Raw genomic sequence first — 15,642 nt, 5'->3', positions numbered from 1 at the left:
GTTCTTTATGCATTTTACCCAAGCTATCGCCCGTCTACCGGCCGCCACCTGCGGCGCAGGACAAACTACCGCCCAACTGGGCGCGCCGGATATCGCTGCCACCACGCGCCAGTTTCTCGCCTATGTAGAGACCCTTCTGCAGCTCGGCCTGAAGGTCACCGTGCTTCCTGCCGCGGCGGAATATCCCGATGCGCACTTTGTTGAAGATACCGCGGTGGTCATGCCGGAACTGGCGGTGATTACTCATCCGGGCGCGCCGAGCCGTCAGGGCGAAGTCGATACCATTGCGCCGGTGCTGGCGGGGTTTCGTCCACTGGTGCAGATGAGCGAAAGCGGACATATGGACGGCGGCGACGTGCTGCTGGTGGGCAAACGATTTTTTATCGGCCTGACGGCGCGTACCGATGAGCAGGGGATCCGCGAATTTGCCGCCGCCGTTGAGCCGCACGGCTACACGGTGACGGCGATTGACGTGAGCGCCGGTCTGCATCTGAAATCGATCGTCAACTATGTGGGCCGCAATACGCTGCTGCTGACGGAAGGCTACGTTAACCATCCGGCGTTTAGCGGCTTCAACCGTATCGTGATCCCGGAGGAAGAGGCCTACGCCGGAAATACGCTGTGGATCAACGATACCTTAATTACGCCGCAGGGCTACCCCTGTACCCTGGGCGAAATCAGCAAGCTGGGAATGCCTGTCGTGCAGCTCGACACCAGCGAATTTAAGAAAATGGATGGCGGCCTGACCTGCCTCTCACTGCGTTTTTAATTTTTGCGCCGACACCGGGGAGATCGAAATGAAACTACGCCTTGCCGCACTACTGGCCTGCATGGCGCTCAGCGCGCCGCTGGCCGCCCAGCAGTTTGATACCATCAGCTTTGGCGTCGATGGCGGCTATCCGCCGTTTGACGTACTGGCCCCCAGCGGTGAAATTACCGGTTTTGATATTGATATCGCCAACGCGCTGTGCACCCAGCTAAAAGCCAAATGCGTTTTCGTTAAGCAGCCGTTCGAAAGCATGATTGCCGCTCTCAATGCGCATAAGTTCGATGCCATTATCGCTTCGCTCAATATGACCGATGCGCGTAAAAAGGAAGTGGACTTCACCGACCGCTACTACCGCAGCGCAGCGCAGCTGGTGGCGCGCAAAGGTAGCCCGCTGCTGCCTGAGGTCGCCAGCCTGAAAGGCAAGTCCGTCGGCGTCCAGACCGGTTCCACCCATGAAGCGTTTGCGAAGGCTAACTGGGCCAACCACGGCGTGAAGATCGTCAGCTACGCGAATCAGGATAACGTCTACCTTGACCTGCTCTCCGGACGTATTGACGCCGCCTTGCAGGATAATATCCAGGCGGCGACCGGCTTTATTGATACCCCGCGCGGGCAGAAATTCGCTTTTGCCGGTCCGGTCATTCAGGACGGCGGCATCTCTTCCGATGTGGGGATTGCGGTGAATAAAGATAATCCGGCGCTGCGGGATGCCCTGAACGGCGCTATCAAGGCTATTCGCGCCGATGGCACCTACGACGCTATCCAGAAAAAATACTTTAGCTTTGATATTTATGGCAAATAAGCCGTGAAGGCGAGGGCGCAGGCGCTGGCTTGCGCCCCTTTACGGCACCCGTGGAAGGCTGAACATGGTCGCAGACTATTTACCCTTACTGTTACGCGGCGCGGCGCTTTCGCTGTGCGTGATGCTCTGCTCATTGCTGGTCGCGCTGCTGCTGGGCCTGATCAACTCGCTGGTTAAACTCTTTGGCCCGCCGTGGCTGCGCCTGTTTTCCACCGCCTACACTACCCTGGTACGCGGTATTCCCGAGCTGGTGATTATGCTACTGCTGTTTTTCGGCGGCGAGATGCTGGTTAACCTGCTGCTGGCAGCGGTGGGGCTGGGGCCGGTGCGCTTCAATACTTTTTTTCCGGCGTGCTGGCGATTGGCTTTGTGTTCGGCGCCTATTACACCGAGACCTTTCGCGGCGCATTTCTGACCGTCGATCGCGGGCAAACCGAAGCCGCGCAGGCCTACGGAATGCGCCCGTGGACGGTATTTCGCCGGGTGATGCTGCCGCAGATGCTGAGCTTCGCGATTCCCGGGATCAATAATAACTGGCTGGGGCTGATGAAAGCGTCGGCGCTGGTGTCGATCCTGGGCCTGGAGGACATGGTATGGCTGGCCGAGCAGGCCGGGCGCGCCACGCAGAAACCGTTCCTCTTCTATTTCCTGGTTTCCCTGATTTATATGGTCATTACCGCGCTCTCCAGCTGGTTGTTTAGCCGCCTGGCGAAGCGTTATGCGCTGCGTTCTTCCACGGCGGGGGCCGCGCTATGAATCTGCAAACCTTTCTCGATGCGATCCCGAGCTTTATCTGGAGCGACGGCAACGGTGCCGCCAGCGGGCTGGCGATAACGGCGGAGCTGTTTTTGCTCTCCATCGTTCCCGGGATGGCGCTGGCGATTGCGTTGGCGGTGGGGCAGGTGTACGGCCCGCGCGCGCTGGCGCTGCCCATCCGTGGTTTTACGTATTTTTTCCGCAGCACGCCGCTCTATCTGCAACTGATGCTGATTTACTACGGCCTGTCGCAGTTCGATATCGTGCAGACGGGTTGGATGAACGAGCAGCCGTTTTGGCTGCTGTTTCGCGATGCGACTTTCTGCGCCACGCTGGCGCTGGTGCTGAACACCTCCGCTTACGTTGCGGAGCTGCTGGCGGGGATGATGCTGACCTTTCCCCGTCAGGAGTGGGTTGCCGGAGAAGCCTATGGGATGGGGAAATGGCAGATTATTCGTCGTCTGGTGCTGCCCGCGACGCTCAGACGCGGGATCCCGGCGCTGAATAATGAAATGGTCTTTTTGCTCCACGCCACCTCGCTGGCCAGCACGGTAACCCTGCTGGATATTACCGGCGTGGCCCGCGCGTTCTACGCCATGACCTGGTCGCCGTTTATTCCGTTTCTGATGGCCGCGGCGCTCTATCTCCTGTGCACCTTTCTGCTGATTTTCGCCTTTTCCCGCGCCGAACGGCGCTGGCTGGCGTTTATCCGCCGCGGCTAATCAGGAGCGCTTAATCGCCTGGAGTTCGGTCAGAGTAACGATTTTATCAACGTGAAACTTTTTACTGGTCAGCCAGCTATCCGCCAGCTGGCAATAGTGCGCCATGCTGCGACAGCCGATGCGTACCAGAAAGTCGAAGCTGCCGCTCACCAGCCAGCAGTCCAGCACTTCGGGCGTCTGGCGCATCTCCTGTTCAAACACCGGCTGCGAGCGGCCGTGGTCGGCCAGGGCGATTTGCGCCTGCACCACAAACGCATGCTCCGGCTCGGGCAGTTCGATAATGGCGCTGTAGCCGCGAATGATGCCGTCACGCTCGAGGCCGCGCACGCGTTCCAGACATGGACGCGCGGTGAGATTTACCTGCTCCGAGAGCTTCTGATAAGAAATGCGGCCATCCCGGCGCAGGATTTCAAGGATCTTATGATCGATACGGTCAAGCCGGGTTTTCTTTTCCACAGATGGGACGTCCAATGAAAATTAAACACGATACATTACCTCAACATGCGCTCGGTGGGCAGCGGCAATTAAGCCATTTTCATTTCGGCGCGCCCGGCGCCGGCGAGAAAGTCTATCTGCAGGCGGGGCTGCACGCCGATGAAATTCCGGGCATGCTGGTTCTGCATTATCTTAAAAGATTACTCAGCCAGGCGGAACGACGGGGCGAGCTGCGCGGTGAAATTATTATGGTGCCGGTAGCCAATCCGCCGGGGCTGGCTCAGCTGCTGCTTAACAGCGGCATTGGCCGTTTCGATCTGGCGAGCGGGCGCAATTTCAACCGCGACTTTCCCGATCTGGCGGCGCTGGCGCAGCCCTGGCTACCCGCGGAATCGCCCGCTACGCGCGCCGAATATCTCCAGCAGGTGCGCGATGCCATGCAGAAGGCGCTGGCGGCGCTTCCCGTGGCAAGCGAGGTTCAGGCCCTGCGTCAACATCTGCTGAGCCTCGCCTGCGATGCCGATCTGGTGCTCGATCTCCATTGCGATGACCAGGCGATTTTGCACCTTTACGCCGATCCGGCCTGGCAACGCGAGGCGAACGTACTGGCGGCTTTTCTCGGTATTGGCGCCGTGCTGCTGTCCCAGGAGAGCGGGGGCAACTCGTTTGATGAGGCCTGCGGCCTGCCGTGGCAGCGTTTGAGCGCGCTAAACCCGGCGTGGGGCCCGCAGCAGCCCGGCTGTATGGCGGTGACCGTCGAGCTGCGTGGCCAGCACGAGGTGAATCACGCTACCGCCTGCGACGACGCCGAACGTATTTACCGTTATCTGCAGTACCGCGGCGTGCTGGCGGGCGACAAGCCTGCGGTGCCGCAGCAGGAAACGGTGATGCTGCCGTTTGCTGCCGGGGAGATTGTCACCGCGCCGGCGACCGGCATCCTGGTGCCGCTAAAACAGCCGGGCGAATGGGTCAGCGCCGACGATGTTGTCGCGGAAATCATCGACCCGCTGACCGATATGGTCAAAGCGGTGCGGCCGACATCGGGCGGGCTGATTTATGCCAGCCGGCGGGCGCCGTTTGTCACGCTGGGGGCGGAAATAATGAAAATCGCCGGCGAGCAGCCGTTCAGTGGCGGCGGCGGGCTGGCGATGTAAGCGGACAGCATCCCTGAGCGTATTTTTGCCCGCCGTCGGCCGTGGCGGAATGAACTTGCTTGATGCACGTCAACGAGCACATCAACTTTTACTATAAAAACCAAAAAAAGAGTTGTAACCCCGTCTGCTTTTATTCAATTTATGTGATGAATGTTTGGTGTGCTCCAATAAATAAAATATATGCACATTGATAACAACACGTTAAATAAATCAGGGGTTAATTTTTGTGGCAAGTGCAAACAAACTCACGCTGTTCATCGTTATCTTTATGCTGTTGGGGATCCTCTCCGGCGCGGCCATTCACGCATACGCCGCGCAAACGACCATAACCGCATGGTCTGAAAATATTACGCTGCTGACCGACGTATTCCTTCGCCTGATTAAAATGGTGATTGCGCCGTTAGTCTTCAGTACGCTCACCGTCGGCATTATGCGGCTTGGCGAAACGGCTACCATTGGGCGGGTCGGCGGTAAAGCCATGGTATGGTTTGTTACCTCTTCAATTCTCTCCATTCTGGTTGGGCTGGTGATTGTTACCCTTGAGCACCCTGGCGCCGGGTTGAATCTGGCAATTCCGAAAGAGTCGGTCGATACCGGCCTGGCGGTGAGCGGGATGAGCCTGAAAGGCTTTCTGACGCATACTATTCCGACCAGCATTACCGAAGCGATGGCCAACAACGAAATTCTGCAAATCGTGGTGTTCTCAATGTTCTTCGGCATTGCCGGAGCGTCGCTGGGGGAAAAATTCAACGCTCCGCTGGTGGCGGCCCTGAACGTGGTTTCCCATATTATGCTGAAGGTCACCGGGTACGTGATGTACGTGGCACCGCTGGCGATTTTTGCCGCCATCTCTTCGGTTATCGCCTCGCAGGGGCTGGGGATCCTGCTTAACTATGCTTCGTTCATCGGCGGTTACTACGTTGCAGTGCTGCTGACCAGCATGGTGCTGCTGGCGGTGGGATATATGGTGCTGAAAAAAGAGGTTTTTCGCCTGCTTAATATGCTGAAAGATCCGGTACTGGTGGCGTTTACCACCAGCAGCTCAGAAGCTGCCTATCCGAAGACCCTTGAGCGCCTCGTGGAGTTCGGCTGCTCGCGTAATATCGCGTCGTTCGTGCTGCCCATCGGCTACTCCTTTAACCTCGTCGGCTCGATGGTGTACTGCTCGTTTGCCGCGATGTTTATCGCTCAGGCCTACAATATTCATCTGAGCTTTAGCGAGATCACCGTGATGATGCTGACCCTGATGCTGGCATCAAAGGGAATCGCCGGGGTGCCGCGCTCGGCGCTGGTGGTGCTGGCCGCGACCATCCCAAGCTTCAATATTCCGGTGGCGGGTATTTTGCTGCTGATGGGTATTGACCATTTTCTCGATATGGGGCGTTCCGCGATTAACGTGCTGGGGAATGGGATCGCGACGGCGATGCTGTCAAAAAATGAAGGTCTGTTGCAGGAAGGGGTCGCGGAAGAGGAAGTTGCGGCTCAGCAGGTCGAGGCCTGATCGTCGTGCGCCCTCTCTGACGGGGGCGCGCTTCGTCATAAAAAAGAGGCCCCTAACAGGCACGCAAGGGGCAATGTGACGAAGTAACAGATTCCTCGATAAAGACGTTTTTCTTATGGCTAAAAACACGCTACGGTATTTTCATATCAAGGAACCGGATCATGTTACTGCTGCGCGTAACACCAGAGTAGATATTTTTCATCTCACTGATATTTTTTCGGATTCCCGACCCTTACAAGCCGTCAAATTCCTAATTTTATCGCGCATAGTGTTACTCAGTTCCGGCATATTCGCGGGTTTACCAGCGCTCTTTTAACAAATTAATAAACTGGAAAAAGTCATAATGGTTATTGAGGCGATATTTTTCCATGATTTTACTTTTGTGCCAGGTGATGGTTTTGGGCGTGACTTTGTGCAGGGCGGAGATTTTACTGATATCAAAGCCATGAATAATTCCGGAGGCGACGGCAACCTGCGATTTTGACAGCATTTTGTGCGGGCAGTTGCTGCAGACTATCGCCGAGTCGGCCCGCCGGGCCAGAACCAGACCTTCGCACTTTCTTAGCTCCTGAGCAAGGATGGCCAACATCCTGTCAATATTAACTAATTTTATCGACACGAAAATAACCCCTTTCAGGCAGTTAACAATCAGTTCCTGCTCCGGGAGCTGGTCGTAGCTGTGCAGTATAATAACTGAGCTATCTGATTTGCGATTTTTTAGACTGGTATTACACAGGTAGATTTCACCGGGGAGAACCTCGGCGATAATAATATCCTTATCAAAAAAATCATTTTTCTTATACGAAAAGCTGACGTGCAGATGACCGTCGCGGCGGGTGAGCTCATTGACCATGGAAGCCAGCGATTGCCGCAGAAAAGTGTTGCTGGTATTGATTGCGATGTTTATTTTTTTCATGGCGCTAGTTCCCTGCAAATCAACATAACGCCATGTTGCGATCAATCCTCCGGGCGTATGCGGTGATTGTTACTGTGCAGATAATTTATTATTGGTGTCGCCTGAGTTATTTTCTGCGCGAAGAGTGCTTGGCTGAAAACGGAAATTTCTGTTTTCTCCTGTCGCGGATATAAGAAATAAGGCTATATACCGAAACGCAGAGGCAAAATATGCACAGTAATAAGGCTAACCATGTTTGCATGGCCATGATGGATATCCTTTAATTAAATTTTCAGGTGTTAAAAATGTACATCCCAGGCACGAGAATATTTTTATTCTCTTCTTTAAACCGTGCCGGCACAGGCGAACGGACAGCGTACAGCGGGCGGCCAGCGTTCAGGCTGTGCTGAATCTGGCCACAGCCGGTTAGCCTGAGGACGCTTTGAATCGGTACGCTCCCGATGCCATGTCAATGTAAGAAAATTCTTAATATGCTGTCAGTCTCATTTCTCTCATTCCTCTCAAAAACTGAAAAAAAGTGATCAAGAGGCGGAGGAATGAAAAACTATCCGCCATGACGCCGCCACAAAGATGCAATGCCTGGTGAGGCCGGGTCGGCAAATATCAGGAAAGAAACGCCAGACCTTTGCCAAAAATAGCGCGAATCGGCAGGGCCATGCCCTGAAGGCGGGCCTTGTGGCGCAAGCGGCTGACGACGACATCGATCCGGTGCAGTTCCGGTTCGCCTTCATCGGTGAACAGAGAGGCGTGCAGGTCAACTTTGCTGCACACTTCATTGCGGTTGCGCATTAACAGTTCCAGCAGACGGTACTCCTGCTGCGTTAGCGGCAGGATCAGCCCCGATGGCGCAATTAACTGTTCGCTTTGTAATATCCAGGTGGAAGAGGCTGACCGTTCCGCTGATATCGTCGGCGCGGTGGGCTGGGGCGCGGGTTGCTGGCGGAGACGGGCGCCAAGCGCGTGAATGCTCTCCGCGAGGTCGGAAAAGTTGACCGGCTTGATGAGATACAGGTCGGCGCCGGCGTTCAACGCCTGCAGGCGATCCTGCTCATGGCCTCTGGCGGTGATGACGACCAGTCCGAAATGGCCAATTCCATGCAGATAATCCAGCACGCTAAATCCGTCTTCTCCCGGTAAACCGATGTCGATGAGCACGATATCAACCGGATCGCGATGCAGCTGCCGCCAGAAGGCTTCAGCGCTGCGCACGCCCCATGCATCGAAGCCGCGATGGCGTAAAAAGGCCAGCAGTTCGTCGAGTAAATCAGCGCTATCTTCAACGATAGCGACGCGTAATGTCATGATTTGTCCTTCTGCTGTCCATCCAGCGGCAGTGTGAGCGCAAATTCGCACCCGTCAGCGGTATTTTTCGCCAGGCACAGCTCCCCCCCGTGGGCCTGTATAATTTGTCGGGCGACGTACAGACCCAGGCCGGTGCCGGCTGGCGTGGTCGTATGGGTTTCGCCGCGTCGATAGCGCTCAAAAATATGCTCAACCTGTTCAGGCGCGATGCCGGGGCCGCGATCGCCAATGCGTATTTCAAACCCTTTTTGCAGGCGATAAATCTCGATTCTTATTTCACCTGATGCCGAATATTTGACTGAATTATCGAGCAGATTAGCGATCGCAATACACAGCAGCCCGCTATCAATAAACAGCACCGGCGAAGGCGATTGCGGCCCGACAGTTTGCCCTTCGCAGATGACATGTAAATAATGATTGAGCGACAGATCCACTACCGTGGCGGCGATATAGATAACCGGCAGCAGCTCCGCATTCTGCCGGTCGGCGTGCAGGTCTCTGGAGGAAAGCCGGGCATCGGCGAGGCAATTATCGGTGAGCTGCACCAGGCGGGTGGTCGCTCGCTGCATACGATCGAGGCGCGCGCTCTGCGTGGACACAGTGGGGCACAGGCGCAGATTTTCCAGCGCCGCCTCGAGGATGGCCAGCGGCGTTCTGAACTCATGCGCCACCATCCCCATAAACTGGCGCTGGTGGAAACTGGCCTCGCGTTCAATTTGTAACTCTCTCGCCAGCTGCTGCTTGCGCATCAGGGTACGGTTTTCCGCCCGTACCCGCAGTACGGCGATGATCAGGACCGTGACGATATGGATGATCAGCGCATACTGCCAGGTGGAATAAACCCTGGTATGAAACGGAATCACGCCGTGTACCGAGAGCAGGGCCAGCCCGGCTGACACCACGTAAACCGGCGGCAGTAGCCCGAGCAACAGCGTATTCATATCAACCGCTTTACGCCGCCACAGCATCCATGAGGTGATCAACAGCACCGGGGAGGCGATAAAAAATATCCCCGCTTCAATTTGCATTGCCCGGCCGTAAAATCCCAGCGGGATGCTGATTTGCAGCGCAATGTTTAAGCCGATCGCCGCCAGCAGCAGTTGATGCAGCCGCGGCATGTTCTTCTTCAGATCGAAGACCTCGCTATGCAGCCACAGCGCGGTGGCATAGCTTACCAGCGACAGGCAGCTAATCATGTAATCCTGAACCGGCAGAAGGGCGTCGCCGAATAACCATTCCGGGTAGCCATGCAGGGCCGCGACGAGCGGATAGTTCAGCGAAAACAGGCAGATCCCCCACAGCAGACGTCGGCGCAGCGCAACGGCAAGCCACAGGGCGATGCCGCTGGCAATGACCGCCAGACCGAAATAGAAACTCCAGAAAGCGGTATCGAGGGTGGCCGAACGAACGAATTCCTGCGGCGATGAGAGCGTCGCCAGCAGGATCAGGGTGCTGCTGCTCTGCAGACGGAAGACCATCTCGTAGCCTGCCGCCGTGGGCGGGGGCGCTAAAATCAGCACGCTTTCGCGGTAGTCGAGGTCGCTATCGCGGGCTGGGGCATGGTCGCCAAACTCTTTTTGTTTCCACGGGCTATCGCTGCCGTAGGGGCGATAATAGACGGTTAAACGATCGATAAACGGTGGGCCAAGCTGCAGCCAGCGCTGCTCGCCGGAAAAATAAGCCGCCGGGAGTGACGTGCGCAGCCAGAAAGTTTTTTTTGAATACCCAAACGACGGGATCAGCGACGCCGTTTTTAGCGCCTCTTGTGGTAGCGCAAGAAAGGCGTCGAGGGACATCTGGCCGCTGGCGTCGGCGTACCAGTCAACGGGAATATCGATACCCAGCTGACGGACTTCCGCGCGCGCCGGCGTACACATCTGCAGGGCCATAAGGATGCTGCACCATGCCCAGAAATGCGGTCCACGGTGCCTGCGAAGAACATCAAAAAAAGCGCACAAACGATTCAATTACGCCCCCTTGCGGCATGGACTAATCAATCCGTACGGTATAAACGCGCCGGGGCTCTGCGGCTGGCACAGACAACTCTCCGGAATCCGGGAAATAAAATTACAGGGCTGGACAACGCAGCATTCTGCTGGTGCCGCAGATATTATTCCAGCGTTATCTGCAAGCCGGGTAACTGGCCAGACCTGCCGTAAGAAGATTCGCAATCAATGTTAACGTATGAGGGCGGGTCATAATAAGCAAGTGGAAAATTCAAACAGCGCATAGGGATTTATGATGTGCTGCCGTGAAGGTGCATGGAGTTATATACCATTAGCAATAGATTATTTAATCAGCGCATATAAAAGCAGGTGCTTATATTAAGCTTTAATGAATGTCGGGAGAAATGATGGTAATAAACCCAACCTGTCGCCAGAGCCGAGGGGCAGCGATCGCACGGGGGCGTCAACGCCCGCCGGGGCACCCGTGATAAATAACGCATTCAGGCAATCAGGGCCGCAAAGTCTAGAGACGCGAATCCTGCAGGCGCAAAAAATTAGACAAATTTGGTTATATATTGCTCATTGATGAAGTAAAAATATGATTCACAGGCGGAATGTCAGAATTTAGATGCAGCTAATTTCATGAGATGCGTATTTTATGCGGTTGAAAAATCGCCCTGACGTTCCTTAAGTATGAATAATAGCCGTCGTTTATCAATGTTTTGGTTATTTATATCAAAGAATCAGCGGTCGACTGTGGTTATGTTGGTTATTCCGCCTGGAGAAATGACCAGGTTAATCATTGACTCGTTGTGGAAGGGGACCTTACAGGATGACGACGAAATCGCTAACGCTTTCTTTGGATGAACAGCAGTCTATTCCTTTGGGTACGGTGGCGGGAACGCTGGGCCACCTCGGCATGGATATCCGTCCGCTGGCGTCTTCAGGCCTGTGCAGTTTCGACCCCGGCTTTGCTAATACCGCCGGCTGCACGTCGGCTATCTCCTGGATCGATACCGAGAACAGCGTTCTGCTGCACCGCGGCTATCCGGTCGATCAGCTGGCTCGCCAGTGTGACTTTCTTGAAGTGGCCTGGATTCTGCTGCAGGGCGATGCGCCTGATGAAGCCAGCTATCAGGTGTTCAAAAATACGATTACCCGCCATAGCCTGGTGCACGAGCAGATTGCGCGGATGTGCGGCAGCTTCCGCCGCGACTCGCATCCGATGGCCTTAATGTGCGCCCTGGTCGGCACGCTGGCGGCGTTTTATCACGATGTGCTGGACGTTGAAAACCCGGAGCACCGGGCTCTGGCCGCCACCCGTCTGCTGTCGAAAATGCCGACGCTGGCGGCGATGAGCTACAAGTTCTCTATTGAGCAACCGGCGCAGTATCCACGCAACGATCTCTCTTATGCGGGCAATTTCCTGCATATGCTGTTTGCCATCCCGGCGGAACCGTACCAGCTGAATCCGGTGATTGAACAGGCGATGAACCAGATCCTGGTGCTGCACGCCGATCACGGCCAGTGCGCATCAACCACCACCGTTCGGGCGGCGGGCTCTTCCGGGGCGAACCTGTTTGCCTGTATCGCCGCAGGGCTCGCTTCGCTGTGGGGGCCGACCCACGGCGGGGCTAATGAAGCCAGTATGCGGATGCTGGAGGAGATTAAAACCGTTGATCAAATCCCTGCGTTCCTGAGCAAAGCGAAACGCGACCCGCAGGCGTTACGTCGTCTCGGATTCGGTAACTCTCGCTACCGTAACCTCGACCCGCGAGCCGCCATTTTGCGCGAAACCTGTCACCGGGTGCTGGAGGAACTGGGGATGTGCGATATGCCATTGCAGGTAGCGATGGCCCTCGAAGAGGTGGCGCTGACCGACCCGTACTTCGTGGAAAATGGCCTGTCGCCGAGCGTTGATTTCTATACAGCGGTGATCCTCAAAGCGATGGGGCTGCCTTCATCCATGTTTGTGGTGATCACCGCCGTTGGCAGAACGCTCGGCTGGGTGGCGCACTGGAACGAAATGCACGAAGCGCCGCTGAATATTTATCGCCCGCGGCAGATTTATACCGGTGAAAAGAGGCGGGATTACGTTTCGCGGCGTGAAGGGCGCTGAGAGGGGGCGGCAATCGGGGGGAGTGAACCCGGCTCGCGCTGCGCTAAGCCGGGCGACAAACTCACTGCGTCCCGTAGTCCGGGAACGGATGGTTAACGAAATACCACCTGCGCCCAGCGGGCCAGACCGGCGGTGACCGAGCCAAAATCATCGCCGCCGGCAACCGGAATACCCGGCAGATGGGCTGCCAGCGCTTTTTTAATCAACGGCGAGCGAGCGCTGCCGCCGGTCAGGTAAATCACATCCGGCTGCTCATTGCTGTTATCCAGCGCCAGCTGAACCTGCTCCATAATGCGGGTTAACGGCTGATCCAGCGCGGCTTCCAGCCCCTGCTGGCTGATAGCCGTGGCCAGCTCGTCGCTGATAAACGGCAGATCGGTTGTCACGGTCGGCTGCGCGGAAAGGGCGATTTTACTCTCTTCCGCGCTACGCACCAGACGGTAGCTAAGACGCTGACGCCACACCTTCAGCAGCAGCGCGACCTTCTCGCTATCGCGGGCGCTGCGCAGCAAATCGTTAAGCAGACGACCATTGGCGGCGCTGTAAAAATCGGTCTGCGCCGGAACGTCGTTAATCGCCACCGCATTCCACCACGGCAGAATCGGCAGCGCGATGCCTTTTTCCGTATCGCCGCCCATCCCCAGCAGCGGCATCAGGCATTTAAAGGCCAGGGCGATATCCAGATCGTTACCGCCGACGCGGCAGCCGCTATGGCCGAGCAGGCTTTGCTGGCGATCGGCTTTTTCCCGCCACTGCGGCCCCATCAACAGCAGTGAACAGTCGGTGGTCCCGCCGCCGATATCGACGACCAGCACGCGTTTTTCTTCGCTCAGCGTCGCTTCGAAATCCAGACCGGCGGCGACCGGCTCAAACTGAAATACGACGTCGCGAAAGCCCGCGCGCTTTGCCGCTCGCTCAAGAATTCCCTGCGCCTGGGCGTTGGCGTCATCGCCGCCCAGCCCCTGGAAGTTAATCGGCCGTCCGATAACCGCCTGGTCGATGGCGTCCGGCAGCTGCGTTTGCGCCTGGAGTTTGATGTGCAGCATCATGGCGCAGACTAAATCTTCAAACAGCGCAACCTGCTGCGGCTTGAGCCCGCTGGCGCCGAGGAACGATTTCGGCGACTTCACGAAGTAAACTTCTTCCGGATCGTCAACGTACTGATGCAGCGAAGCGAGGCCAAACTGCACGCTGTTGCTGAGTACATCGATATCTTCCTCACGATTGAAGCTTATCGCGCGGCGCAGCAGCGCCTGGTTTTCATCACCGTTGGGCGGGACGTCATGATGGCGGTAGAGCCACTCGCTGACCGCTTCGCGGGTCGGCGCGCAAAGCATGGACGGCAGCAGTGAACTGCCGTTTTCCAGCGTCAGCAGCTGCGGTGTATTTTCGCGCATCACCGCGACCGAACAGTTAGCGGTACCGTAGTCAAAACCAATATACATAGCCTGCAAAATCCCCATGCCGGTGAAGAAGGGGGGCGACTTTAGCGGATCGACGGCACTGCGACAACTGGAATTTAAAAGCAAGGCGCGTCCGGCGCGGAGCCGCTATGATTGAAACGCTAAAAAGGAGAAATGATGACGCTGCTACCCTGGAATCCCCCCTACGACTGGCATTGGATGTTCAGCTTTCTTGGCGCTCGTGCGGTGCAGGGGATTGAAACCTTCGGCGACGATGGCTATCGCCGCAGCTTTGCCCTTAATGGCTGCGCCGGGCTGATTACGGTGATGCCGGATGAGGCCGCGCAGGGCATGCGGGTGACGCTTTCCGCCGGACTGCAGCCGGTGGTGGACGAGTGCCTGATGCGGGTGGGGAGATTGTTGGACTTATCCTGTGACCCGCAGCAGGTTGCCCTGACGCTGGGGGCGCTCGCGCGGCCGAGGCCGGGGCTGCGTTTGCCGGGCTCTCTCGACCCGTTTGAGCAAGCGGTACGCGCGGTGCTGGGTCAACTGGTCAGCGTGGCGATGGCGGCAAAGCTCACCGGGAAAGTGGTGGCCGCCTTCGGAGAACCGCTGGCCGACGCGCCGGGTTTTTACCTGTTTCCCGGCGCGCAGCGGCTGGCGCAGGCCGACCCGCTGGCGCTAAAGGCGCTGGGCATGCCCCTGCGGCGCGCGGAGGCGCTGGTACACCTGGCGCGGGCGGCCATCAGCGGCGATCTCCCGCTGGTGGCGCCGGATAATATCGACGCCGGCATGAAGCAGCTGCAGACGCTGCCCGGCATAGGCCGCTGGACGGCCAACTATTTCGCGCTGCGCGGCTGGCAGGCGCCGGATATCTTTCTGCCGGATGATTATCTGATTAAACAGCGTTTCCCTGGTATGACGCCGACCCGTATTGCGCGCTATGCCAGCCGTTGGCACCCCTGGCGCTCTTACGCTTTACTCCATATATGGTATACGGAAGGCTGGTCGCCGGAGCCGGAATAGACCCGAGCGGCGCTTAGCACTGGTATCGACGCGCTGAAATCCCTATAATTGCGGCGTTTGGCGGTCAACCGCCACCCTTCCTACATTCCCAGGTTAATCAGGTCGCAAAAATTTATGACTGATACGTCTCATCAGTGCGTCATTATAGGCATCGCCGGCGCATCGGCTTCGGGCAAAAGCCTTATCGCCAGTACGCTTTATCGTGAATTACGTGAACAGGTCGGCGATGAACATATCGGCGTTATTCCGGAAGACAGCTATTACAAGGATCAAGGTCATCTGTCGATGGAAGAGCGGGTAAAAACCAACTATGACCATCCGAGCTCCATGGATCATAGTCTGCTGTTTCAGCATTTACAGATGTTAAGAAACGGCCAGCCGATAGAGCTGCCGGTGTATAGCTACGTTGAGCATACCCGTATGCCGGAAACCATTCACATTGAACCGAAGAAAGTCATCATTCTGGAAGGGATTCTGCTGCTGACCGATGCCCGCCTGCGCAACGAACTCAGCTTCTCCATATTCGTCGATACCCCGCTGGATATCTGCCTGATGCGCCGCATCAAGCGCGACGTTAACGAGCGCGGGCGGTCAATGGATTCGGTGATGGCGCAGTACCAGAAAACGGTGCGCCCGATGTTCCTGCAATTTATCGATCCTTCCAAACAGTATGCCGATATTATTGTGCCTCGCGGCGGTAAGAACCGTATCGCCATCGATATACTGAAGGCCAAAATCAGTCAGTTCTTTGAATAACACCAACGAATTGTGTAACGTGCAAAGAGAAGCCA

14 protein-coding genes and 1 pseudogene are annotated in these 15,642 nt (G+C 56.6%); 9 read left to right on the top strand and 6 right to left on the bottom strand.

Annotation, left to right across the window (positions count from 1 at the left end; translation table 11 throughout):
- The first annotated feature begins 7 nt into the window (after nt 1-7).
- The 4 genes and pseudogenes from HMPREF3178_RS25115 (at nt 8) to HMPREF3178_RS25100 (ending at nt 3,049) form a co-directional block, all read left to right on the top strand.
- The gene (locus tag HMPREF3178_RS25115; RefSeq protein ID WP_004113999.1) at nt 8-769 is read left to right on the top strand and encodes a dimethylarginine dimethylaminohydrolase family protein; all 762 of its coding nucleotides are present in this window, start codon (nt 8-10) and stop codon (nt 767-769) included.
- A 28-nt stretch (nt 770-797) separates the two neighbouring features.
- Entirely contained in the window at nt 798-1,571 is a 774-nt protein-coding gene (locus tag HMPREF3178_RS25110; protein ID WP_070585562.1) for an ABC transporter substrate-binding protein, read from the top strand.
- A 64-nt stretch (nt 1,572-1,635) separates the two neighbouring features.
- Nucleotides 1,636-2,327, top strand: a pseudogene (locus HMPREF3178_RS25105) (ABC transporter permease).
- On the top strand, nt 2,324-3,049 hold the full coding sequence (locus tag HMPREF3178_RS25100; RefSeq protein WP_004103727.1) for an ABC transporter permease: 726 nt from the start codon (nt 2,324-2,326) through the stop codon (nt 3,047-3,049). Before HMPREF3178_RS25105 ends, HMPREF3178_RS25100 begins: the two are co-directional and overlap by 4 nt.
- On the opposite strand, the gene HMPREF3178_RS25095 is transcribed toward HMPREF3178_RS25100, so the two are convergent.
- Entirely contained in the window at nt 3,050-3,505 is a 456-nt protein-coding gene (locus HMPREF3178_RS25095; protein WP_004103726.1) for an Lrp/AsnC family transcriptional regulator, read from the bottom strand.
- A gap of 14 nt (nt 3,506-3,519) precedes the next feature.
- On the opposite strand from HMPREF3178_RS25095, the gene HMPREF3178_RS25090 reads away from it, so the two are divergent.
- Together HMPREF3178_RS25090 and HMPREF3178_RS25085 are read left to right on the top strand one after the other, a co-directional pair.
- Nucleotides 3,520-4,638: a succinylglutamate desuccinylase/aspartoacylase family protein gene (locus HMPREF3178_RS25090; RefSeq protein ID WP_016809223.1), complete on the top strand. Its 1,119-nt coding sequence runs from the start codon at nt 3,520-3,522 to the stop codon at nt 4,636-4,638.
- A gap of 226 nt (nt 4,639-4,864) precedes the next feature.
- On the top strand, nt 4,865-6,139 hold the full coding sequence (locus tag HMPREF3178_RS25085) for a dicarboxylate/amino acid:cation symporter (RefSeq protein WP_070585560.1): 1,275 nt from the start codon (nt 4,865-4,867) through the stop codon (nt 6,137-6,139).
- A 298-nt stretch (nt 6,140-6,437) separates the two neighbouring features.
- Here the strand turns inward: HMPREF3178_RS25085 and HMPREF3178_RS25080 are convergent, their stop codons facing one another.
- From HMPREF3178_RS25080 to HMPREF3178_RS25070, 4 genes are all read right to left on the bottom strand, one after another.
- Nucleotides 6,438-7,055 (bottom strand): helix-turn-helix transcriptional regulator, encoded by a 618-nt coding sequence (locus HMPREF3178_RS25080; protein WP_004103721.1) that lies wholly within the window; start codon nt 7,053-7,055, stop codon nt 6,438-6,440.
- A gap of 106 nt (nt 7,056-7,161) precedes the next feature.
- Nucleotides 7,162-7,302, bottom strand: coding sequence for a small membrane protein (locus HMPREF3178_RS31170; RefSeq protein WP_004200439.1), 141 nt, complete (start codon nt 7,300-7,302; stop codon nt 7,162-7,164).
- A gap of 356 nt (nt 7,303-7,658) precedes the next feature.
- Nucleotides 7,659-8,357 (bottom strand): response regulator transcription factor, encoded by a 699-nt coding sequence (locus tag HMPREF3178_RS25075; protein WP_064356060.1) that lies wholly within the window; start codon nt 8,355-8,357, stop codon nt 7,659-7,661.
- A complete protein-coding gene (locus HMPREF3178_RS25070; RefSeq protein ID WP_049127529.1) occupies nt 8,354-10,324 on the bottom strand; it encodes a sensor histidine kinase in 1,971 nt (656 codons plus the stop codon). Before HMPREF3178_RS25070 ends, HMPREF3178_RS25075 begins: the two co-directional genes overlap by 4 nt.
- Nucleotides 10,325-11,135: 811 nt before the next feature.
- Here HMPREF3178_RS25070 and HMPREF3178_RS25065 point away from each other — a divergent pair.
- The gene (locus HMPREF3178_RS25065; RefSeq protein WP_004113987.1) at nt 11,136-12,422 is read left to right on the top strand and encodes a citrate synthase; all 1,287 of its coding nucleotides are present in this window, start codon (nt 11,136-11,138) and stop codon (nt 12,420-12,422) included.
- A 92-nt stretch (nt 12,423-12,514) separates the two neighbouring features.
- On the opposite strand, the gene yegD is transcribed toward HMPREF3178_RS25065, so the two are convergent.
- Nucleotides 12,515-13,867, bottom strand: coding sequence for a molecular chaperone (gene yegD, locus HMPREF3178_RS25060; RefSeq protein WP_024274463.1), 1,353 nt, complete (start codon nt 13,865-13,867; stop codon nt 12,515-12,517).
- A gap of 135 nt (nt 13,868-14,002) precedes the next feature.
- On the opposite strand from yegD, the gene alkA reads away from it, so the two are divergent.
- Nucleotides 14,003-14,851, top strand: a complete 849-nt coding sequence (alkA, locus tag HMPREF3178_RS25055; RefSeq protein ID WP_070585558.1) for a DNA-3-methyladenine glycosylase 2 — start codon at nt 14,003-14,005, stop codon at nt 14,849-14,851.
- Between the two features lie 114 nt (nt 14,852-14,965).
- The gene (gene udk, locus HMPREF3178_RS25050) at nt 14,966-15,607 is read left to right on the top strand and encodes a uridine kinase (protein WP_004103715.1); all 642 of its coding nucleotides are present in this window, start codon (nt 14,966-14,968) and stop codon (nt 15,605-15,607) included.
- The last annotated feature ends 35 nt before the right edge of the window (nt 15,608-15,642 follow it).

This window comes from Klebsiella sp. HMSC09D12, from assembly GCF_001808475.1.
Classification (GTDB): domain Bacteria; phylum Pseudomonadota; class Gammaproteobacteria; order Enterobacterales; family Enterobacteriaceae; genus Klebsiella; species Klebsiella oxytoca.
The sequence above is the reverse complement of the archived record's forward strand: the minus strand, read 5'-3'. Positions and strand labels throughout refer to the sequence as shown.